This is a genomic window from Allorhizobium sp. NPDC080224, from assembly GCF_050281005.1.
Taxonomy (GTDB): domain Bacteria; phylum Pseudomonadota; class Alphaproteobacteria; order Rhizobiales; family Rhizobiaceae; genus Allorhizobium.
In genome coordinates, this window is record NZ_JBNNWJ010000011.1 from 1 (window position 1) to 21,915 (window position 21,915).

At 60.9% G+C, this 21,915-nt stretch carries 19 protein-coding genes and 1 tRNA gene; 9 read left to right on the forward strand and 11 right to left on the reverse strand.

Translation table 11 applies throughout. The features are described from left to right. Positions 1 to 17 precede the first annotated feature (17 nt). Positions 18 to 94, forward strand: a tRNA-Met gene (locus ACQKP1_RS25240). 256 nt (positions 95 to 350) lie between these two features. On the opposite strand, the gene ACQKP1_RS25245 is transcribed toward ACQKP1_RS25240, so the two are convergent. From ACQKP1_RS25245 to ACQKP1_RS25275, 7 genes are all read right to left on the reverse strand, one after another. Further along, entirely contained in the window at positions 351 to 1,778 is a 1,428-nt protein-coding gene (locus ACQKP1_RS25245; protein WP_427277435.1) for a mannitol dehydrogenase family protein, read from the reverse strand. A gap of 2 nt (positions 1,779 to 1,780) precedes the next feature. Then, positions 1,781 to 2,980: a mannonate dehydratase gene (uxuA, locus tag ACQKP1_RS25250; protein WP_203018869.1), complete on the reverse strand. Its 1,200-nt coding sequence runs from the start codon at positions 2,978 to 2,980 to the stop codon at positions 1,781 to 1,783. Continuing rightward, on the reverse strand, positions 2,977 to 4,047 hold the full coding sequence (locus tag ACQKP1_RS25255; RefSeq protein WP_427277436.1) for an L-idonate 5-dehydrogenase: 1,071 nt from the start codon (positions 4,045 to 4,047) through the stop codon (positions 2,977 to 2,979). Before ACQKP1_RS25255 ends, uxuA begins: the two co-directional genes overlap by 4 nt. Positions 4,048 to 4,102: 55 nt before the next feature. After that, positions 4,103 to 5,509 (reverse strand): TRAP transporter large permease, encoded by a 1,407-nt coding sequence (locus ACQKP1_RS25260; RefSeq protein ID WP_203018871.1) that lies wholly within the window; start codon positions 5,507 to 5,509, stop codon positions 4,103 to 4,105. 2 nt (positions 5,510 to 5,511) lie between these two features. Further along, entirely contained in the window at positions 5,512 to 6,087 is a 576-nt protein-coding gene (locus tag ACQKP1_RS25265; RefSeq protein WP_427277437.1) for a TRAP transporter small permease, read from the reverse strand. Between the two features lie 68 nt (positions 6,088 to 6,155). Next, positions 6,156 to 7,130, reverse strand: coding sequence for a sialic acid TRAP transporter substrate-binding protein SiaP (locus ACQKP1_RS25270; RefSeq protein ID WP_006725361.1), 975 nt, complete (start codon positions 7,128 to 7,130; stop codon positions 6,156 to 6,158). Positions 7,131 to 7,187: 57 nt separating this feature from the next. Further along, on the reverse strand, positions 7,188 to 7,901 hold the full coding sequence (locus tag ACQKP1_RS25275; protein WP_203018873.1) for a FadR/GntR family transcriptional regulator: 714 nt from the start codon (positions 7,899 to 7,901) through the stop codon (positions 7,188 to 7,190). A 318-nt stretch (positions 7,902 to 8,219) separates the two neighbouring features. Between ACQKP1_RS25275 and ACQKP1_RS25280 the strand changes: the two genes are divergently transcribed. Next, the gene (locus ACQKP1_RS25280; protein WP_203019859.1) at positions 8,220 to 9,248 is read left to right on the forward strand and encodes a four-carbon acid sugar kinase family protein; all 1,029 of its coding nucleotides are present in this window, start codon (positions 8,220 to 8,222) and stop codon (positions 9,246 to 9,248) included. A 2-nt stretch (positions 9,249 to 9,250) separates the two neighbouring features. Next, positions 9,251 to 9,976 (forward strand): FadR/GntR family transcriptional regulator, encoded by a 726-nt coding sequence (locus tag ACQKP1_RS25285; RefSeq protein ID WP_203018874.1) that lies wholly within the window; start codon positions 9,251 to 9,253, stop codon positions 9,974 to 9,976. 80 nt (positions 9,977 to 10,056) lie between these two features. Here ACQKP1_RS25285 and ACQKP1_RS25290 read toward each other — a convergent pair whose 3' ends face one another. From ACQKP1_RS25290 to ACQKP1_RS25300, 3 genes are read right to left on the reverse strand one after another with little or no spacing between them, the layout of a single operon-like run. Then, positions 10,057 to 11,178, reverse strand: coding sequence for an iron-containing alcohol dehydrogenase (locus ACQKP1_RS25290; protein ID WP_427277438.1), 1,122 nt, complete (start codon positions 11,176 to 11,178; stop codon positions 10,057 to 10,059). Next, positions 11,175 to 12,131 carry a 4-hydroxythreonine-4-phosphate dehydrogenase PdxA gene (gene pdxA / locus ACQKP1_RS25295; RefSeq protein WP_427277439.1) on the reverse strand — a complete coding sequence of 319 codons (957 nt, stop codon included), beginning with the start codon at positions 12,129 to 12,131 and terminating at the stop codon, positions 11,175 to 11,177. The genes ACQKP1_RS25290 and pdxA overlap by 4 nt, the downstream gene beginning before the upstream one ends. Before the next feature lies 1 nt (position 12,132). Continuing rightward, a complete protein-coding gene (locus ACQKP1_RS25300) occupies positions 12,133 to 13,323 on the reverse strand; it encodes a sialidase family protein (protein ID WP_427277440.1) in 1,191 nt (396 codons plus the stop codon). Between the two features lie 232 nt (positions 13,324 to 13,555). On the opposite strand from ACQKP1_RS25300, the gene ACQKP1_RS25305 reads away from it, so the two are divergent. From ACQKP1_RS25305 to ACQKP1_RS25330, 6 genes are all read left to right on the forward strand, one after another. Further along, positions 13,556 to 14,431 carry a DMT family transporter gene (locus ACQKP1_RS25305; protein WP_203018880.1) on the forward strand — a complete coding sequence of 292 codons (876 nt, stop codon included), beginning with the start codon at positions 13,556 to 13,558 and terminating at the stop codon, positions 14,429 to 14,431. Positions 14,432 to 14,454: 23 nt separating this feature from the next. After that, a complete protein-coding gene (locus ACQKP1_RS25310; RefSeq protein WP_427277441.1) occupies positions 14,455 to 15,954 on the forward strand; it encodes an ABC transporter substrate-binding protein in 1,500 nt (499 codons plus the stop codon). A gap of 82 nt (positions 15,955 to 16,036) precedes the next feature. Next, on the forward strand, positions 16,037 to 16,951 hold the full coding sequence (locus ACQKP1_RS25315; protein ID WP_427277442.1) for an ABC transporter permease: 915 nt from the start codon (positions 16,037 to 16,039) through the stop codon (positions 16,949 to 16,951). Between the two features lie 10 nt (positions 16,952 to 16,961). Continuing rightward, positions 16,962 to 17,879: an ABC transporter permease gene (locus ACQKP1_RS25320; protein WP_203018885.1), complete on the forward strand. Its 918-nt coding sequence runs from the start codon at positions 16,962 to 16,964 to the stop codon at positions 17,877 to 17,879. Beyond that, on the forward strand, positions 17,872 to 19,491 hold the full coding sequence (locus tag ACQKP1_RS25325) for an ABC transporter ATP-binding protein (RefSeq protein ID WP_427277443.1): 1,620 nt from the start codon (positions 17,872 to 17,874) through the stop codon (positions 19,489 to 19,491). Before ACQKP1_RS25320 ends, ACQKP1_RS25325 begins: the two co-directional genes overlap by 8 nt. Positions 19,492 to 19,516: 25 nt before the next feature. Further along, positions 19,517 to 20,410 (forward strand): dihydrodipicolinate synthase family protein, encoded by an 894-nt coding sequence (locus ACQKP1_RS25330; protein WP_427277444.1) that lies wholly within the window; start codon positions 19,517 to 19,519, stop codon positions 20,408 to 20,410. A 63-nt stretch (positions 20,411 to 20,473) separates the two neighbouring features. On the opposite strand, the gene ACQKP1_RS25335 is transcribed toward ACQKP1_RS25330, so the two are convergent. Next, the gene (locus ACQKP1_RS25335; protein WP_427277445.1) at positions 20,474 to 21,907 is read right to left on the reverse strand and encodes an aldehyde dehydrogenase family protein; all 1,434 of its coding nucleotides are present in this window, start codon (positions 21,905 to 21,907) and stop codon (positions 20,474 to 20,476) included. Between the last annotated feature and the right edge of the window lie 8 nt (positions 21,908 to 21,915).

A 21,915-nucleotide genomic window follows, 5' to 3' on the forward strand; every position in this document is an offset into this window, starting at 1 on the left:
CAAAGTTGCGCTCTTGGCGCGGGGTGGAGCAGCCCGGTAGCTCGTCAGGCTCATAACCTGAAGGCCGCAGGTTCAAATCCTGCCCCCGCAACCAAATCCCCCAAACACATCAATCCAAACAACATCAAAAAACCATTCGTCCGATAGACGCTTCGCGTCTCAGTCAGCGAAAGTGGACAGGTATGACCGCGTTCGGCAACGAGCTGATCCACAGTCAGGGTAACAACGGCCCGAATGCAATGGCTCACTCTGCTTGGCGCCGGAGCACTGTCTTCCAAGTCTGTCCTGCAGTTCGTTGGCCAACCGTGTCGGCGCCCCGGACACTCTCATCTAACCTGCCAATAAAGAGACTAACGAGGGCTAGCAGCGCCGCTATCCCAAAACGACAGGATCGCAGCATTGACCCTGTCCCGCCAGTCGCGGGCCGCCAGTAGCCCAGGCGGAAAAAGACCGGGGATTGAAAAGAAGGATCCGGAAAGGTCCATGGCATCCATGCTGGCTGCCGCTGCAATGACCTCGCTGCGACGTGGGTCGTCACAATCGCCTCGCTTCTTAACCGACGCCATCCAGACCCCCACGGCATAGGCCGTCGCGACCGCCGTCTCACCTTTCGCCAGCACGTCGACGGCAGGCGCTAGAATTCGTTGCGGCAGTTTTTGCGTGGTGTCTTGCGCAATCTGGAGGTTGCGATGGTCGATGGTCGGATTGGAAAAGCGCGCCAGCAGATCATCGATGTAGCCGCCAAGCTCGATGCCTGGTACCGGGTCGAGCGTCGAGACCACCTCCTTCATCTGAATTCGCGCCTTTTCCGCCAGATGCGGTCTAGCCATCACGTCGCGGATATAGTCAAGGTTGGCGAGGATCCCGAGATGGGCGAGCAGCGTATGCGTGCCGTTGAGCAAGCGCAGCTTCATCTTCTCATAGGGCTGGACATCGTCAGTGAAGATCGCACCGCCAGCTTCCCAGGCCGGGCGACCGGAGACAAAGTCATCCTCGATGACCCATTGTAAGAAGGGCTCGGTATCGATTGCCAGTGCGTCCTGGGCGCCGAGCAGTCTTCCGGCCCGCAGCCGGGTGGCGTCGGTCGCGGCGGGCACGATTCGGTCGACCATGGAGGAGGGAAACCGACCCTTCTCGGCGATCCAATCGGCCAGCGTCGGATCGCGCAGCTGTGCCATCTCCAGAACCAGGCGGCGCACGACCTTGCCGTTGGATGGTAGATTGTCGCAACAGAGAACCGTATAGGGGGGAAGCCCTGCAGCACGGCGTAAGGCAAGCGCCTCTACGAGGAAGCCGAGCACACCGACTGGCGCGTTCGGCGTCTTGAGGTCCGCGGCAACGGCTTGATGAGCGTGGTCCAACCCGCCCGTTACCGGATCAAGACCATAGGCTTTTTCCGACACGGTGAGCGTCACCACACGGATCGCCGGATCGGCCAGGGCCGAGAGCACATAAGCACGATCGTTGGCGGCGCAGATCCAGTCGACGGTGGCGCCGATGACTTCGGATTGATCGCCTGCCTCGCTGCGAGTGGTGGTGGAATAGAGGCCCTCCTGGGCGGCGAGTGCCTCGACCGGCTCGGGCGAACGCAGGTTTACGGCAATGATGCCCCAGGGTCCGAATTCGGCTTCCAGAGCACGCTGCGTGAACACCGCCTGATGCGCCCTGTGGAAGGCGCCGATCCCGATATGCACGATGCCGGGTTTCAATTTCGTCCGATCGAAACGCGGTTGACGAACCGTATTCGGAAGACCTGTCGTGCTGGAGAGCCTTTGCAACGTCAGCCTCCCAGCCCGTATTGGGCATGCGACAGCGTGCGCTCGATGCCGCGAAGCTCTGCCAAACCCTTGAGCCTGCCGATGGCGGGATAGCCCGGCTGTGCACCCCGCGTGAGGTCATCGAGAATTTCCTGCCCGTGATCCGGACGCATGGGAATCTGGTGATCGTCACGCCCCTCCTTGCGCCGTCTTGCCTCCTCTGCAAGCAGCGCAGCGATCACAGCCACCATGTCGGTCCCGCCTTCCAGATGCTCGTCCTCGAAGAAGGAGCAAGGGACTGTGTCGGTGTCACGGGTCACATTGCGGAGATGCACGAAGTGGATTCGCTCGGCAAAGCGCTTGGCAAGAAAAGGCAGATCATTGTCAGGGCGCGCGCCGAGTGATCCGGTGCAGAGTGTGACGCCATTGGCGCGGACATCGACGGCATCCAGCATGTGCGCATAGTCGCCCTCTGTCGACAATATGCGCGGGAGACCCAGCAGTGGCCAGGGCGGATCATCGCCGTGTGCGCAGATATTGATGCCGACCTGTTGCGCCACTGGCGCGACTTCACTCAGGAAATCGACAAGGTTCTGCTGCAGCCGCTCGCGGTTGATGCCTTGGTAGGAGCGTAGCTTTTCGAGCAGCTGCTCAAGCGTGTAGCCATCGGCAGAGCCTGGCAGGCCGGCACCGATGTTCTTGCCAAGCGCCATGATCTTGGCTTCCGGCATGCCATGGAAACGGTGTGCTGCCTCCTCAGTGAGCCAGTCCGGATAATCCGCGGTAGCCTCTGGTCGCTTCAGGATATGGATGTCGAAGGCTGCGAAATCCACGAGATCAAAGCGCATGGCTTTGGCGCCATGGCCCGTCTCCCACCGCAAATCCGTGCGTGTCCAGTCGAGAATCGGCATGAAATTATAGCAGACTGTTCGTATGCCCGAGGCCGACAGGCGTCTGAGCGTTTCCTGCCAGTTGGCGATGTGGCGCTTCCAGTCGCCGGTCTGCGTCTTGATGTCCTCGGACACCGGAATGCTCTCGACCACATCCCAAACCAGACCGCCGGCGCGGATCTCGTCATGCCGTTTGGCAATCTCGTCTTCCGGCCAGACCTCACCGGTTGCGATGTGGTGCAGTGCGGACACGATGCCCTCGGCACCGGCTTGGGCCGCATCTCTCACACTGACTTTGTCGATGGGGCCGAACCAGCGCCAGGTATGTCTCATCTCTCGTCCTTTGGGCTTTCATCCGTCTGTTTAAATGTGATCTGCACTTTGCAGGCCACCGACCGGTCACCGGCCTGTTCGAAGGCCTCGACCACCGCATCGAGTGGGAAACTGTGCGAGATGATCGGACGCACATCGATCTGGCGCGTCGAGATCAAGGCGACGGCATCTGAGAACTCCTCATGGAAGCGCTGCGAGCCGCGCCAGACGATTTCCTTGCCGACCAGTGCGTTGAGAGGAATGGTAACGTCGCCAGTCACGCCGACCTGGACCAGGACGCCGCGCGGCTTGATAGTCGCAAAGGCCGAGCGCAGGGCAGGTCCAGCAGCCGAGCAATCGAAAACCATGTCGAAATAGCCCTTGTGCTCGGTGAAGGGGAGAAGCCCGTCCGGCTCGCTTTTCACATTGATGGCTTGCGTGGCACCCATTGAGAGCGCCCGCGACAGGGCGGAGTCGGCCAGATCCGTGACCACGATCTGGCCTGCACCTGCATGACGGGCGGCGGCCACGGTCAAGAGACCGATCGGACCTGCGCCGGTAACGAGAACCGCCTTGTCTTTGAGATCGCCCGCCTGGGCCGCTGCATGGAGGCAGACTGCCAGCGGCTCTGCGCAGGCCGCTTCTCCGGGGGTGACGCCGCCGCCGACCGGATGGCATTGAATGGCCGGTACCACCAGGTGTTCGCGAAACATGCCGTCTTCATGTGGCAGCCGCATGGCCGAGCCCATGAAGCGCATGTCAAGGCAGTGAATGGGGTGCCCGATCCGGCAATACTGGCACTGGCCGCAGGGTCGGGACGGATTGACCGCCACAAGTTGTCCGAGTTCAAGGCCTTTAACACCCTCGCCTATTTCCTCCACAAAGCCGGAGGCTTCGTGACCGGCGATGATCGGTTCACGGACGCGGACCGGGCCAAAGCCACCATCCTGGTAGTAGTGCAGGTCCGAACCGCAGATGCCACCTGCGGCCATGGCAAGGCGAACCTCCCCGGCGCGACATGTCGGATAATCGAGATGCTCGACGCGCAGGTCGCGTTCGGCATGAAGGCGGGCAACGCGGGTTTGCATCGCAAAGAGACCTTTCGTTCAAGTCCGCGACCGGCCGCCCAAGCGGACCAGTCGATCAACGGATCAGACCGAGTTGTGTCGGTAGCCACATGGTGATGGCCGGGATGAAGGTGATGAGGCCAAGCGCCAGGAAGAGCGGAATCATCCAGGGCAGGATGGCCAAAGTCGTCTTTTCGACCGACAGTTTGGAGATGCGTGAAAGCACGAACAGCACCATTCCGACGGGCGGGGTCAGAAGCCCGATCATCAGGTTGAGGGTGATGACGACGCCGAGATGCACCGGATCGATGCCATAGCGGACTGCAACCGGCATCAGGATGGGCACAAGGATGCTGATGGCTGCTATCGTATCGAGGAAGGCCCCGACGACCAGCAGCAGGATGTTGACGATGATCAGGAAGGTCCACCAGTTGTCGGTGAGCCCGAACATGAAGTCCGAGAATAGCTGTGCTGCCTGGCTCACCGTCAACAACCAGGCGAAGATCGACGCGGCGGTGACGATGAACAGCACCGAGGCCGTGGTTTCGATCGTGTCGAACGACGCCTTTGCCAGCGTTCTCACCGTCATCGTCCGGTAGCGAACGAGCCCGAGAAACAACGACCAGAGAACGGCAGCCACGGCCGCCTCTGTTGGTGTGAACCAGCCCATCGTCATGCCGCCGATCAGCAGCACGGGTGTCATCAACGCCATGACCGCGGAAAAGTCGAAATACCAGTCGAGCGCCACGAGAACCGCAAGTCCGATCAGCACCGCGATATTGACCGACATTCCCGCCAGGATCATCAGATAGATGGCGACAGGGAAGGCGAGGACGATCACCACTTCCAGCGAGGCAGCCAGCAATTGCTTCAGCTCGAATGGCGTATCAGAGCCCCAGCCCTTGCGCTTGGCGAAGATGTAAACCGTCAGCATCATCAGGATCGCCATCACGACCCCGGGCACGATACCAGCCATGAACAGTGCCCCGATGGAAGCATTGGCCATCATACCGTAAATGACGAAGGGCAGGGATGGCGGGAAGATGGGCCCCAGAGTGGCCGAGGCCGCGGTGACCCCGACAGCCGCCTCCACCGGATAGCCATGATCCTTCATGGCCTTGATTTCGATGGTGCCAATGCCGGCTGCATCGGCAAGCGCCGTTCCGGACATGCCGGAAAAAACCACCGAGCCAATGATATTGACCTGCGCCAAGCCACCCTTCATCCAGCCGACGAGTGACAGGGCGAACTTGTAAATGCGGCCCGTCACCCCTGCAATGTTCATGAGATTGCCGGCCAGAATGAAGAAGGGGACCGCAATCAGGGGGAAGCTCTCGACGCCGGCGATCATGCGTTGGGCCGCGATGATATCAGGAGCTACGCCATAGATCACGAGATAGGCGAGCGACGCGACGGCCATGGAGACCGCGACCGGTGTGCCAAGGATCAAGAGAAGCAGAAAGGAACCGATGAGAAGCAGCATGGTCAGATCCCCCCTGCGTTGATGTCTTCCTGCGCCTTCTGGCGAGCGGTTTTCGCCCCCGTCAGATCCTTGACGAGGATATGGACAGAGCGGGCAAACATGAGCGCAAAGGCTGCAAAGACAGTGTAGAAGACGATGCCGCGCGGCAGGTCCACGGTGACCATGCGCTCCTCGCCGACGATCTCCAGATAGCGCCACATCAGCCAGGTCATGTAGGCGAAGAAGGCGATGCCGATGGCATCGACGACCGTTTCGAGCACCCTGACCGCCCGTGTTGGGAGAAACCGGTAGAGGAGGTCCACCTGGATATGCCGCATGGTGCGCACGCACATGACGGACCCCATGAAGACGACGACAACGAGACAATTGGCGGCGATTTCCTCGGTCCAGGAAAAGCTGTTGTTCAGGACGTAGCGGGTAAAGAATTGCAGAAACACGGCGAGGCCCATGCCCCAGAACACGGCCAGCGTCACCCAATCCTCGATGGCGTGATGGGATAGATCGACCGGTGCTGCCTCCTCCTCGAAGGCATGCGCCATCTCTTCCACACTGATCGGCGCGTGCGGGTGCTCCGTCATGGGTCGGCTCCAATTCTCGATGATTTCAGAAGGAGTCCCGGCGCCTGACTGGCGCCGGGATGGCGCTATTATTGGATGGCGCGGATGGCTTCCCAATCAGCCTTGTCGTAGCCGAAGTCCTCGAACTTCGCCTTGGCGAGGACATTCTCTTCGAAGTCAGCCTTGTCGACTTCGGTGACTGTGATGCCCTTTGCCTTGAACTCGTCGACCAGCGCCTTTTCACGGGCTTCGATCGTCTTCGTCGTGCGGGCCGCTGCTTCCAGCATCACCTCGGTGAAGATGGCCTTGTCTTCATCCGACAGACTTGCCCAACGGGTCTTGGAGACGACCGTGTTCAGGTGGTCAACGATATGGCCGGTGAGCACGATGTTCTTCTGGACTTCGTAGAACTTCTTGGCCTCGATCGTTGTCAGCGGATTTTCCTGGGCTTCAACCGTGCCGTTCTGCAGGGCGAGATAGACTTCCGCAAAGGCGATCGGCGTTGTGTTGGCGCCGCAGGCCCGCGGCATCGCCAGATAGGCCGGAACGTCCGGTACGCGGATCTTCAAGCCCGCCATGTCTTCGCATTTGGCGATGGGTCGGTTTGAGGTGGTATGCCGCGTTCCATAGTAGCTGACGGCAACGATATGGTTGCCGGTCTTCTCTTCATAGCCGGCCGTCAGCTTCTTGAAGACGTCGCTCTTCGTGTAGGCCAGGAGATGGCTCGGGTCGCGGAAGATGTAGGGATAGTAGGTCACGCCGATCGGATTGTGATCGCGTGCGGCAAAGCTCGAGCCTGAGATGATGATATCGACCGTTCCGAGCTTGAGGCCCTGGTTGATATCGGCTTCCTTGCCGAGCTGCGAGGCCGGGAAGACGTCGATCTTGTAGCGGCCATCGGTCCGTTTGTTGATCTCTTCTGCCGCCCAGACGGAATCCGTGTGGAAGGGCTCCGAAGTCTCGTAGACATGGGCCCATTTCAGAACGGTCTCGGCATGGACCGAGACAGTGGACGCGACAATCACCGCCGCTGCTCCAAGAAGCGTCTTAAGTGTCAGTTTCATGTTTTCCTCCCATTGAAACAGAACTCTTTGGAAACCGTAGGCACGAGGCCCGAACGGTCAGTCTTCTCTGGTCGGCTCCTCCTCAAAGCTTTCCGAGAATCTCTTTTGCGCCAGCGTCAGATGACGCCGCATGGCCTCTCGGGCACCGTCCGGGTCCCGAGCTGCGATGGCGTTGCGAATGATGCGGTGCTCCTCCAGCGCCAGCTTCCAGGTATGCGGTCCCTCGAAGTAGCTGGCCAGCTTCTTGAAATACGGCGACATGCGCGAATCGTAGATCAGACCGGTGAAGTGCTTGAGCGCCGAATTTCCGATGATGTCGGCAATCGCCGTGTGGAAATCGCGGTCACAAGCCAGAGCCACGGCGCCATCGTCCAGTGCGCCCTCCATGCGCTCCAGAATGGCGTCGATCCGCATGAGACCTTCCGCGGTCGCAAGCCTTGCAGCCTCTTCCGCGATACCACTTTCGATCAGACAACGCGCCTGCAGGATTTCCAGCGGGCCTTCGCTGTCGTCATTGGCGGCACCCTCTTGGGCTGGCAGGGGCCGGCTGCTGATATACACACCAGAGCCCATACGGATCTGAATGTGTCCCTCCACCTCGAGCACGATCAGTGCCTCACGGACGGTGGGTCTCGAGACTGAAAAGCGGTCTGCGAGCTCGCGCTCGGGCGGAAGCCGCGAACCCGGCTTCAACTCACCCGTTTCGATAAGCGCACGGATCTGCTCCGCGACCTGGCGATAAAGCCGGCGCGGCTCCAAAGCCACGAACATGGAATTCCTCCGAGCGCATCACTCCCCTGATGCGCAGGCGGTCAGATTGTCTGACCAATTTCGAGTATGAGTTTTTTAACGAAGCTGTCAAGCGGGTTGCCAGAGCCGAGCATAGTGGCGAGGACCATGATGGAAGGTTGCAACCCAACCAAGAGCTGCGCGCGATAGCAACGCGAAAAGGCAATCAAGCGCTGAAAAGCAGTCGCATATCTTCCGACTTGGTGTCCATGTCCAGTGATGATTTGTTACCATGGTGTTGCATCCTGCTGGAAATGCGATCATATTTCAATCGAGAAGATAACAACATGGAGCACGATGGTGCTTATCATCATTGCCGATGATTTGACGGGAGCACTGGACTCCGCCGCTCCCTTTGCCGCGCGCGGGCTGCATACGGAAGTCGCCTTGACGCCGAATGCGGTGACGTCAGGCCTTTTGCAGGCGCCGGAGGTGCTGTCCGTCAATCTGGCCTCTCGGGAAAAGCCTGCAGAAGACGCGTTCCGAACCCTGCGTCAGGTGATGGAAGCGCTGCCATCCGATGTCATCCTGTTCAAGAAGGTCGACTCGCGCCTCAAGGGACATATCTCGACTGAACTCGATGCCATTCCATTCACAAGGGCACTCGTTGCACCCGCCATCCCTGCCTTTGGTCGCTTCGTCCGCGACGGGCATGTCCAGGGATTTGGAGTGCCCACGCCGATCTCCGTGGCCAACGCCTTGGAGCACCATGTAGCGAGATGCAGCATCGTCGATACAATAACGGATCAGGACCTGAGTAACGCTCTAACGCATGCACGCGCCGAAGGCATCGATCTCTTCATCGGGGCAAGGGGGCTTGCCGAGGCACTGGCCTTGGAAATGACCGGACAACCGCTGTCCGAACTGGTTGAGCCGCCCATCGGCCCTGCACTCTTTGTCATCGGATCGCATGATCGCATTACCGTGGAGCAGGTCGATCGGTTGCGCGAGATGGAGGCTGTGAACCACCATCCGGCACCCAACGGCTTGCTGGAGTTTGTCGCCCAGCCAGAGACGTTCCCAATGCTTGTGCAGGCGGTCTCCGGTGACACAGAGATAAGCTCGGAGGAGGTCGCTCGAAACCTTGCGTTCTCGGTACACCCCGGTTTGACTGCTGGTGCCCGAACTCTCCTCCTGTGCGGCGGCTCGACCGCCGAAGCCGTGATGGCTCGTATGGGGATCGAGTGTTTCCGGTTGCAAGGGGAATGCCTGCCAGGGCTCGGGCTAGCCTATGCCGATGGACATTGTATCATTGCCAAATCAGGCGGATTCGGAGTGCCGGAGACATTGGTGACGCTCGCCGAAAAACTGCAGGGGGGCAGGGGCTGATAATGGGACTGCAAAACGGAACGCCACGGAAAAGTCTGGCCGACCTGGTTTTCGAGCGAATGCACAGGGCGATCAAATCGGGCGCCTACCAGTCGGACGAGCGCCTGCCGACCGAGCACGATCTTGCGATCGAGTTCGAGGTTTCGCGCCCCATTGTCCGGGAAGCCCTTCGCCGGCTACGCGAGCAGGGTTTTATTTATTCGCGGCGCGGTGCCGGCAGTTTCGTGCGATCCGTTGGCATGAAGCAGCCGCTCGGTTTCGGTCAGCTCGAGAATGTCGCGGATCTTTTGAACTGCTATGAATTTCGCCTGACGCTCGAGCCGGCTGCGGCTGAGGCAGCCGCCATGCGCCACACGCCGGCTGCGCTCGCGTCGATCCGGGAGGCGCTCGAATTGATGCGTGACGCGACCAACCGCCAGGCGCATCGCGAAGATGCCGATTTCCAGTTCCACCTTGCGATCGCGCGCGCCGCCAACAACACCTACTTTTCGACGGCCATGGAAGCCTTGAAGGACCACATCGCCGTCGGCATGCGCTTCCACGGCGTCTCGGTCAAACGGGACGTAGCTGGGCTGTCGCGCGTGTTTGCCGAGCATGAAGCAATTGCAACGGCGATTGCGGCGGGTGAAGGGGGCCGGGCGAAAGAGCTCATGCATGCTCATCTGACAGGTTCGCGCGCCCGCCTCTTCCAGACGAGTGCATCATTGACGGCCCTGCCGGACGGCTGAACGGGTATCTGCGTAACGCTCGATCTGACAACTGAAAAGGGGCCGATGGCCCCTTTTGCTTTTAGTCGAATGAGAAGCCTTCAATAGGCCGCCCTGTAGATCGCCAAGACATCTTCGACAGCCATGTCGGCCGGGTTGTTGTCCATCAGGCGACGATTGGCATGGGCCTCGGCCGCATATCCCGCCAATGCGTCTTCCTTTGCGCCGTGCCGGGAAAGCTGCATCTCGATGTTGAGGTTCGTGCAGAAGCGGCAGGCGTTTTCCAGCAAGTCATCAGGCGAGTTGGCACTGAAGCCGAGCGCTTCCGCTACTTCCGCCGTCTTTTCTCTGACGACGGGCTGGTTGAAGGCCAGCACATGCGGGAAGACGATGGCGTTTGCCAGCCCGTGTGGCAGGCCGAGACGCGTGCCGAGTGGATAGGCGATTGCGTGACCCGCTGCCGTGTTGACCGGGCCGAGGCAGATCCCGCCATAATAGGAGGCGAGCATCATGCCTTCGCGCGCTTCGGTGTCGGAACCATCCTTGACCGCGCGGGCCAGATACTTGCCGACAAGGCGGAAGCCCATGCGGGCGAAACCGTCGATCATCGGATGGGCACGCTTGTTGGTGAAGGCTTCGACGCAATGCGCCATGGCATCGACGCCGGTTGCGGCAGTGACCGCGGGCGGGACGGTGAAGGTCAGCTGCGGATCGAGAACGGCTGCATCGGCGATCATGTGCGGACTTTCAACCGCGATCTTCGCACCCTTGACCGGGTCGGTGATCAGCGATCGTATGCCGGCTTCCGATCCGGTGCCCGCCGTCGTTGCGACCTGGATCAGCCGGGTTTTGCGACCGGCGACCTTGTTGGGGCCGGCGACGTCGGCCAGCGTCTGCTCGCTGTCCCAAAGCGCGGCCACGAGCTTTGCCACGTCGAGAACCGATCCGCCGCCGAGGCCGATAACGGCCTGAGGTCTGACCCGGCGGGCGACGGCAAGTGCCGCGTCGAGTGTCGCTACATCGGGTTCGCCCGGGATCGCGTCGAAGATCTCGATCCTTCCCGGAAGCTTCAGGCCATCGACAAAACCTGCGGTGATCGGCGTCGCAATGACGAGTGTAGCCGTGGCATCCGCCACAAGGTTGCCGACCTCCCCGATCGTCCCGGCGCCGACGATGAGCCGACGCGGCTGGTGAAGGGTGATGGATGCTGTCATCGAAGTCATCCTTGCTTTGCCTTGCCAGCGACCAGCTTGCGGGCATAGGCGATGGCGGAGTTCATATTGCCGTGGTTGGCGATGCCCTTGCCGGCGATGTCGAAGGCGGTGCCGTGATCGACCGAGGTGCGGTCGATCGGCAGCTCGACGGAGACGTTGACGGCCGTGTCGAAAGCGACGAGCTTGATGGGGATGTGGCCCTGGTCGTGATATTGCGCGACCACGAGGTCAAAGGCGCCGGAATAGGTGCGGTAAAAGACGGTGTCGGCGGAGATCGGTCCCTGCACGTCGATGCCCTCGGCGCGCGCGGCCGCGACCGCTGGGGCGATCTGGTCGTCGTCTTCGGTGCCGAAGAGACCGTTTTCGCCGCAATGCGGATTGACGCCTGCAACCGCGATGCGCGGCTTGTCGTAGCCGATGCGCTTCAGGTGGTCGTTGCCGGCCTTGATGGTCGCGAGCACGCGTTCGGTCGTTGCCCGGCGGATCGCTTCCTGAAGCGAGACATGGGTCGAGACGTGGATGACCTTCAGTCGTTCCGAGGCAAGCAGCATATAGGCGGCCTTCGAGCCCGTCAGGCTGCGCAGCATGCCGGTATGGCCGTCATAATGGTGGCCGGCGAGGTTCAGGGCTTCCTTGTTGATCGGGGCCGTCACGATGCAGCTGATCGCTCCCGCTTCCGCATCACGGACTGCCTTTTCGATGAAGCGGAAGGCGGCATCGCCGGCGACCGGGCTCAATGTTCCCCAGGGAAGCGGAGCGCCTTCGACTTCGACGTCGACGACATATTGGGCGAGATCGATGGACAGGCCGAGCGCGTCACGCGCGGCGTTCAAGGTCGCGAGATTGCCGTATATGCGTGTGGCCGCGCGATCTTCGGCCGACATCTCGGCCAGAGCGCGGACCGAAATTTCGGGCCCGACGCCGCAGGGATCGCCCATGGTGATGCCGATAATGCCGCTCATGTCAGTCTCCGTTCTCGGGACGATCCCAGCCGGGGGCGAGCCGGACATATTTGATCGCGCGTCGGTGATAGGTGTAGGCGATATGGAGCGATCCATCCTCATCGGCCAGCAGCCAGGGATAGGACATTTCCTTGTTTCGTCCATCGGTGGAATCGTTGGACAGGCAGGTTCCCGGGCCATCCTCGATCTGGATCCGCTGCGGGAATGTCAAGCCGCCATCGCTGGAAATGCAAACCATCACAGGAGCTCGCGGCACTCCCCAGATGGGGGCGCAGCCCCCGGTCGGGTCCGCCTCCGGCCTGTCGTCTTCCTCACCGAGTTCGTCGTAGAGGGAGGTGCGACGGTCCGGGGAGGCCGCGGCGTTGACGGGATTGCAGATGATTGCAACACGCCCGTCGTCCAAGGCGATGGCCGCGATGGAGGAATTGTTGTTGGGCAGATCGGTCGGTGCAGGCGCGCTCCAGGTCCGGCCAGCATCATGGCTCTCCGTCCGGTAGACGAAATCCGCCTGGCGACGTCGGAAAAATGCGGCCATCGTCGTGTCGCCCAGGGCGACGGGGGACATGTGCACGCAGCCGATCGATTCGTTGAGTTCTTCCAGTCGCCAGGTCGCGCCGCCGTCTTCGCTGATGCCGACGGCGGCGGTGTCATGGCTGCCGTTCCACTTCTGGCCGGGGCGCGGGATGCATCGGAAGATCGGCAGGAGCCACGTCCCGTCGGCGCGGATCGCGACCGGGGCCCGCACGAAGCTGCCGCGGGGCAGGTCGAGATAGCGGCCTTCGGTCGCCATCAAGCGCGTCGGGTCCGCCGCGTCGACGCTGATTTCGGTCATGCGGATCCGGCACTCGTCCTGATTGCCAGACGGTTGCGACGTGTGGAACAGACGCAGCCGCCCGTCGGGTGCCTGAAACAGCACCGGGTTCTGCTCGGAATGATCAGGATCGGAACTTAGCCGCTGCGGCGCGCCCCAGGCGTTTGCACCGGCTACGAGCACCGACGCGTAGATCGAAATGTCCGACTTTCCTTCGAGTGATCCGCCAAACCACGCGCAGATCAGACTTCCGTCTGCCTGTCTGTGCAGGAAGGATGCGTGGTTCTGCACCATCGGCGACGGAAGATAGGCCTCGGTCCGATCGGAATCCGACGTGGTGAGTATGCCGGTCATCTCCCGGGCAATGTCATCAGGTGTCATGGAATGCTCCTCTTGCCCTCCGAAGTCCGCCATTTTTCCAAAGTTGTCAAGTTTGTTTATGTCGTAAGGCGTTGGAATTTTACTGAGTAAATCCATGAACTACATGAAATCATTGTATTAAATTAACGACTTTTGGCGTCAGAGATTTTACATTGGGAATTCATTTGACAAAGATGTCCGGAAGTTGGATGTTTTGGCCATGCCGACGTGGAGGTCGGTTCGGGAGGATGGCATGCATGCAATAGGGAAAGGCGAGCGGATTCCCGCCGCAGTGCTCTTTGCAGTCGGAGCGGCAGCACTGGCTGCATCCGATGCCGTCATCGTACGTGCTCTGGATGGTGCCGTGCATCCCTTCGTGATCGCCTTCTTCCGCGCCTTGTTCGGTGCCATCGTGCTCTTGCCCCTCGTTGTTCTGCGGCCAAAGGTGCTGCGATCCACGCATACGCTTGGTCAGCACGGCATCCGGGCGCTGTTCAAGCTTTTCGCAATGGTGGCCTTCTTTGCGGCCTTCAGCATGGGCCCGCTTGCTGACGTCACGGCCATCGCCTTCATGTCGCCAATCTTTGTCGTGCTTGGCGCCGCAGTTCTTCTCGGGGAACGGCCTGGCCTTTCGATGCTGTTTGCCGTCGTGGCTGGCTTTTGCGGTGCCATGGTCATTGTCGGGCCATCGCCTTCTGGCTTCACGCTCGCGATCGGGCTCGCTTTCGCGGGGGCGCTTCTGCAAGCCGCGATCCAGTTGATCCTGAAGTCGATGTCGCGCGGCGATGCGACCTCGACTCTGGTGGTCTGGAACCTCCTTTTGACCGTGCCGATCTCGTTGGTGCTCGCCGTGCCCTTCTTCGCCATGCCGGGAAACCGGGAGCTGGCGCTGCTCGCGGTTCAAGGGGTGGTCGGCACAAGCTGTATGGGGCTGATGACGCATGCCATGTCGCTTGCCCCTGCAAGCATCGTCGCTCCGGTCGATTTTCTGCGGTTGCCACTCGTGGCGGTCGGCGGTTTTGCCCTGTTCAATGAAACCATCGCTCTGACGACAATGGTCGGCGCTGTTCTGATCTGCCTTGCAGCGCTTATCGCTGCGCGCTCGCGAGGCGTGAAAGCTTCAAACTGAATTCATCTGGGAGGAGAATGGAAATGAGAAAGACTGCATTGTTGTGTGCCCTTGCCATGGGCACGTCCCTGTCGCCGGCCTATGCCGGGTCCGGCCCGATTAAGGTCGTGCTCGCCGAAGAGGCCGATCTGCTCGAGCCCTGCATGGCGACGCGCTCGAATATCGGCCGCATCATCATGGAAAATGTCAGCGAAACGCTGACCGAACTGGATGTTCGCGGCGGCACCGGCGTGCAGCCCCGCCTCGCTGAAAAGTGGGAGCAGAATGCCGACGGCAGCTGGCGCTTCCATCTGCGCCAGGGGGTCACCTTCTCCGATGGCAGCGCCTTCGATGCGAAGGACGTCAAGCACAGCTTCGACCGCATGATGAGCGACGCGATCACCTGCGAGTCGCGTCGTTACTTCGGCGGTATGACGGTCACGCCGACCGTCGTCGATGACTTCACTGTCGACTTTAAGGCCGAGCCGGTCCAGCCGATCCTGCCGCTGCTGCTGTCGCTCGTCACGATCGTGCCCGAGGAGACGCCTCTCGAATTCGTTCGCGAGCCGGTTGGAACAGGCCCATACAAGCTCACCAACTGGACGCCGGGACAGCAGATCGTTTTGACGGGTCGCGACGACTATTGGGGTGAGAAGCCTGAGGTGACGGAAGCCACATATCTGTTCCGCGCAGATCCTGCGGTCCGCGCGGCCATGGTGCAGGCGGGCGAAGCGGATCTGTCGCCGTCGATCTCGCAGGTGGAGGCCACCAATCCGGCGACCGACTTCTCCTATCTCGACAGCGAAACCGTCTATCTGCGTATCGACCACAATATTGAGCCGTTGAACGACGTTCGCGTGCGTCGGGCGCTCAACCTCGCTGTCGATCGCGAAGCCTTCCTCGGCACCCTTCTCCCGGACAGTGCGCTGCTTGCCACGGCCATCGTGCCACCACCGACACTCGGCTGGAATCCGGATATTAAGGTTCCGGCCTATGATCCTGAAGCGGCCAAGAAGCTGATCGAGGAGGCCAAGGCCGATGGAGTGAAGGTCGATACACCGATCACGATCATCGCCCGTTCCGCCAACTTCCCGAACGTCACCGAGATCATGGAGGCGATCCAGCAGCAGCTGCAGGAAGTCGGCTTCAACATCGAGTTGAAGTTCGTCGAAGTGGCCGAGCACGAGCAGTATTATTCGAAGCCCTTCGCTGAAGGTCGTGGCCCCCAGATCGTCGCTGCGATGCACGACAATTCCAAGGGTGATCCTTCCTTCTCAATGTTCTTCAAATATGCGACCGAAGGCACCCAGTCGGGCTTCTCCGACCCCAAGGTGGACGACCTGATCACACGCGCTTCGGCTGCCGTCGGCGATGAACGTGCCAAGCTCTGGTCGGAACTGATCGCCTATCTGCATGACGAAGTCGTCGCAGATGTGCTTCTCTTCCACATGGTCGGCTTCTCGCGTGTTTCCGAGCGACTGGATTTCAAGCCGACAATGGCGACGAATTCCATGCTCCAGCTCTCCGAGATCAAGATCAAGTAATCGTCGGGCGGCACGCGCCGTCCATTTCAAGGCAAGTCATGCGGCGGGATGATCCCGCCGCACCGTTTTCTCCGAGGACGCCATGCTGAGCTTCATCCGAAAACGCGCCGTGGCCAGTCTGATCTCCCTGATCGGGCTCGTGGTCATGGTCTTCTTCCTCTCCCGCTTGACCGGTGATCCGGCCGCGCTGTTCCTGCCGGTCGAAGCATCGGAAGAGATGAAGAACCAGTTTCGGGAACTGCATGGTCTGAACGATCCACTGCTGGTGCAGTTCGGCCGCTATATTGGCGATGTCGTAACCGGTGATCTGGGGGATTCCCTGCGCAAGGCGCGTCCGGCACTCGACGTGGTGCTCGAAGCCTTCGTCTGGACGCTATGGCTCGCGGTCATCACCATGACCCTGGTAACCGCTGCCGCCATCATTGTCGGCTCGCTTGCCGCCTTCCGGGCCGGTGGCTTCTTTGATCGCTTTTCGTCGATCGTCTCGCTTGTCGGGGCCTCCGTCCCTGACTTCTGGCTGGCCATCGTCGCCATCGTCATTTTTGCCGTGAACCTCACCTGGCTGCCGACCTCTGGCACCGGCACGATCTGGCACTGGATCCTGCCGATATCGGTGCTTTTCGTCCGTCCCTTTGGCATCATCGTGCAGGTGGTGCGCGGCTCGATGATCACGGCGCTTTCATCGGCCTATGTGAAGACCGCGCGTGCCAAGGGTGTGAAGTCCACGCCGATCATATTCATTCATGCGCTGCGCAACGCTATGCTGCCGGTCATTACCGTGATCGGCGACCAGGCCGCGAGCCTCTTGAACGGTGCCGTGATCATCGAGACCATTTTCGGCTTTCCGGGTGTCGGCAAGCTGATGATCGATTCCATCCTGCAGCGCGATTTCAACGTCGTGCTGGCCGCGATCCTGGTCACGGCACTCGCCATCTTTCTCATGAACCTGTTGATCGATCTCGCCTATGCGCTTCTCGATCCTCGCATCCGGAATTGAGGAGAGGTCCATGTCCATCGACGCCACCGTCATCATCGATGAGCCCCCCTTCCTCAAGCGCATGTTTCGCATGCTGCTGGCCGACAAGTTCGCGCTTTGCGCCGCGATCTTTCTCCTCATCGTCCTGGCGATGGCCATCCTTGGCCCAAGCTGGCTCGGGGACCTCGCGACGAAGCAAAACCTGCGCGGCCGAAATGCAGCACCCTTCGATTTCGAGAGGGCCTGGGTCTGGTGGATGGGCGCGGACGCACTCGGCCGGCCGCTGCTGGCTCGCATCATTGTCGCTACCCAGAACACCGTGATGGTCGCGGCCGGTGCCGTGCTGATTTCGGCTGTCATCGGAACGGTTCTCGGCCTGATCGCCGGCTTTTCTTCGCCACGGGTCAGCCAGATCATCATGCGGCTCGCCGACGTGATCATGTCCTTTCCGTCGCTGCTGATCGCGGTCATCGTGCTTTACATCCTCGGCTCCTCGATCTTCAATCTGATGATGGTGCTCGCGATTACCCGCATCCCGGTCTATCTGCGCACCACGCGGGCCGAAGTGCTTGAGATCCGCGAACGCATGTTTGTCCAGGCGGCGCGCGTCATGGGCGCTTCCAGCAAACGCATTGTCTTCCGGCATATCTTGCCGGTCGTTCTGCCGACTCTCACCACACTCGCCACCCTCGACTTCGCTTATGTCATGCTGGCGGAAAGCGCCTTGTCATTCCTTGGTATCGGCATCCAGCCGCCGGAGATCACCTGGGGCCTGATGATCAGCCAGGGGCGGCAATATCTGACCAACGCCTGGTGGCTCTCCTTCTGGCCGGGGCTCGCGATCATCCTCACAACGATGTCGCTCAACCTTCTGTCCAACTGGCTGCGGATTGCGCTCGATCCGGTTCAACGCTGGCGTCTGGAAATGAAAGGGGCCAAGAATGGCTGACCATCTTCTCGAAGTCCGCAATCTCTCCGTGGAGTTTCATACGGCGGTCGGCGTGGTGAAGGCCGTGCGCAACATGTCCTATCATCTCGATCGGGGCGAGACGCTGGCAATCCTCGGCGAAAGCGGCTCGGGCAAGTCTGTTTCGTCTTCGGCAATCATGAACCTGATCGACATGCCGCCGGGACGCATCTCCTCGGGCGAGATCCTGCTCGATGGTGTCGACCTGCTGACAATGCCGCTGTCGAAGCGACGTGAGATCAACGGTCGCAAGATCGCGATGATCTTCCAGGATCCGCTCAGCCATCTCAATCCGGTTTACACCGTCGGCTGGCAGATCCGCGAGGCGCTGACCACGCACGGCACGGACAGCACGAAAGCCCAGACCGAGGCCCTTCGCCTTCTCGGGCGTGTCGGCATTCCCGACCCCGAGAACGCCCTCGACAAGTATCCGCACGAGTTCTCCGGCGGGCAGCGTCAGCGCGTGATGATCGCAATGGCGCTCGCCCTTCGCCCCGATCTCCTGATCGCAGATGAGCCGACGACCGCGCTCGATGTCACCGTGCAGGCCGAGGTGCTGGCGCTTCTCAAGGAGTTGCAGCGCGAAACCGGTATGGCCATTCTCATCATCACGCATGATCTGGGCGTCGTTGCCGAGATCGCCGACCGCGTCGTGGTGATGGAAAAGGGCGTTTTGGTCGAGGCCGGAAGCGTGCGCGAGGTCTACAAGAACCCGCAGCATCCCTATACGAAGAAGCTGATTGCAGCAGCCCCCGGCAAGGGCGAGATGCACGAGCCCCTGAAGGGAGCCGAACCCGTTTTGAGCGTGCGCGACATGCGCAAGAACTACGGCGCATTCGCAGCCTTGAAGGGCGTTTCCTTCGACCTCCTGGCCGGCGAAACGCTTGCCGTCGTCGGCGAAAGCGGTTCGGGAAAGTCGACTCTCGCTCGCATCCTGTTGAGGCTCGACGAGCCGGATTCCGGGTCGGCGCGGTGGAAGGGCAGGGACCTTTTCCAGCTGTCTCCGGCCGAGCTCTTCAAGCTCCGCCGCGATCTGCAGATGGTCTTTCAGGATCCGACCCAGTCGCTCAATCCGCGCATGACCGTCTACCAGCTGATCTCGGAGGCCTGGGTCATCCATCCCGATATCCTGCCGAAGTCCAAATGGCGGGAGCGTGTCGCCGAACTGCTGACCCAAGTGGGCTTGGGGCCTGAGCATATGGGGCGCTATCCGCACCAGTTCTCCGGCGGCCAGCGCCAGCGCATTGCGATTGCCCGGGCGCTCGCGCTGGAGCCGCAGCTCATCATCTGCGACGAAGCCGTATCTGCGCTCGACGTCTCGGTCCAGGCGCAGGTCATCGCGCTTCTCGACAAGCTTCGCCGCGAAATGGGCATTGCCTTCATCTTCATCGCCCATGACCTGCCGGTCGTGCGAGACTTCGCCGACCATGTGATGGTCATGCAGAAGGGCGAGGTGGTCGAACTTGGCACCGTGCGCGAGATCTTCGAGACGCCGAAGCAGGCATACACCCAGGCACTGCTCGCAGCGGGGCTCGATCCCGACCCGGATGTGCAGGCGCAAAACCGCGCCGCTCGCCTGAGCCGTGCCTCCTGAACCTTCCAATTACCGGAGAATACTGATGTCGAAAAAGGCCTTCGTCGCGCTCGTCACCTGCTTCAACGAGGACGAGACGATCAATTACGAAGCCACCCGTGCGCAGGTGCGCCGTCAGGTGGCGGCCGGCAACAACATCATGTGCGCCGGCACCAATGGCGACTTCACCGCGCTCACATTCGAGGAAAAGGTGAAGCTTGCGGAAGCCGTGGTCGATGAAGTCGGCGGCAAGGTCGACGTGATCGTCAATGCCGGCATGCCGGCGACCTTCGAGACGATCAAGCTCGCGAAGGAGTTCGACCGGATTGGCGTGAGTGGGATTGCCGTCATCACCCCCTTCTTCATCGCCTGCACCCAGGATGGCCTTGTCAGGCACTTTTCGACGGTGGCCGATGCGGTGAAGACGCCGATCTATCTCTACGACATTCCGGCCCGCACCCAGAACCACATCGAGCCAGAAACGGCGCGCAAACTCGCTTCCCATGGCAATGTTGCGGGTATCAAGGACTCGGGCGGCGCCAAGGAGACGTTGGAAGCCTATCTTGCGGTGTCTCGCGACATGCTTGGCTTCGAGGTCTATTCCGGTCCTGATCATCTCGTGCTTTGGGCGTTGCAGAATGGCGCTGCCGGCTGCATTTCCGGGCTTGGCAATGCGCTTCCCGATGTGCTCGCAGGGATCCTGAACGGCTACAATGGCGGTGACATCGCAGAGGCCGAGCGACAGCAGGCCATCTTCACGGCCTTCCGGACCGATCTCTACGCCCTTGGCTTTGCGCCTGCCATGGTCAAGCGTGCACTCTTCCTCCAGGACAATTCAGTCGGCGCCAGCCGGCAACCGGCACTCTTGCCGGATCCCGAGCAGGACGCAAAGATCGCAGATATTCTTCGGCGATTTGGCCTCTCGGTCCAGTCGCACTAGAGCGGAACGGACCCTTGGCGACTGCGACCTTCCTGGTATCTGCAGTCGCCAAGGCGTTGATTCTTAGGCTGCGCTAGGCCTGTGCACGGTCTTGATCTCGAGAAAATCTTCAAGCCCGAACATGCCGCCTTCACGGCCATTGCCCGACTGCTTGTAGCCGCCGAACGGGCTGCCATAGCGGTGAGGCGCGCCATTGATATGCACCATGCCGGCGCGCAGACGCGCAGCAACACGCTCGGCGCGGTCGAGATCACCGGACTGGATATAGGCAGCCAGGCCGTAATTGGTGTCGTTGGCGATCTCGATCGCTTCCTCCTCGGTATCGAAGGGAATGATCGCCAGCACCGGACCGAAGACTTCCTCGCGGGCGATGCGCATCTGGTTGTTGACGCCAGCAAAGATGGTCGGCTTGACGAAGTAGCCGGTCTCGAAACCTTCAGGCTTGCCCGGGCCGCCGACGATCAAATCTGCGCCTTCGGCAATGCCAGCCTCGATCAGGGTCTGGACGCGGCCATACTGGATGTCGCTGACCAGCGGGCCGATATGTTCGCCGGCTTCTTCGGGGTTGCCTACCTTGACCTCGCTTCCGACGCGCTGGGCGATCTCCACGGCCTGGTCGTAGACGGATCGCTGGACCAGTAGACGCGTTGGAGCATCGCAGGACTGGCCGGAATTGTTGAAGCATTCGAGCACGCTGCCGGCAATACGCTCTTCAAGATCAGCATCCTCGAAGACGAGGTTGGGCGACTTGCCGCCGAGTTCGAGGGTAACGCGCTTGACGGTGTCAGCCGCATCCTTGCTGACGGCGGTGCCGGCGCGGGTCGAACCGGTAAACGACATCATGTCCACGTCCCTGTGCTTCGAGAGCGCTGCACCGACATTGATGCCATCGCCGTTCACAAGGTTGAACGTCCCGGCCGGGAAGCCCGCCTCGTGAACCATCTCGGCATAGAGAAGGCCATTCAAAGGCGTAAATTCGGATGGTTTCAACACGCAGGTCGAGCCGGTCGCCAGCGCGGGAATGACCTTGAGGGCTATCTGATTGATCGGCCAGTTCCAGGGGGTGATGAGGCCGCAGACGCCAATCGGTTCTCTGAGCACGATGTCGCCGTTCGGCAGCTCTTCGCGCAGCTTGATGCGCTTCAGCGCCTCGATGAAGCCCTCGAGATGGCCGACACCGACATGCGCCTGCTGATCGGTGCTCATGGTGATCGGGGCGCCGAGTTCGAGCGTGATGGTGCGTGCCATCTCGTCATAACGGCGGGTGTAGATCTCCAGGAGCTTTTCGAGGAGTGCGATACGTTCGTCGAGGCTCGTGCGGCTGTAGCTTGCAAATGCCGTCTTGGCAGCGGCAACCGCACGATCGATATCGGCTGCCGTGCCCATCGAGATCAGGGCGATCGGCTGTTCGGTCGCGGGATTGATGACCTCAAGGTCGTGAGGCGCGATCGGGTCGACCCACTCGCCGTTGATGTAGAACTTGCGCTTGTCGAGCATGCTTGCCT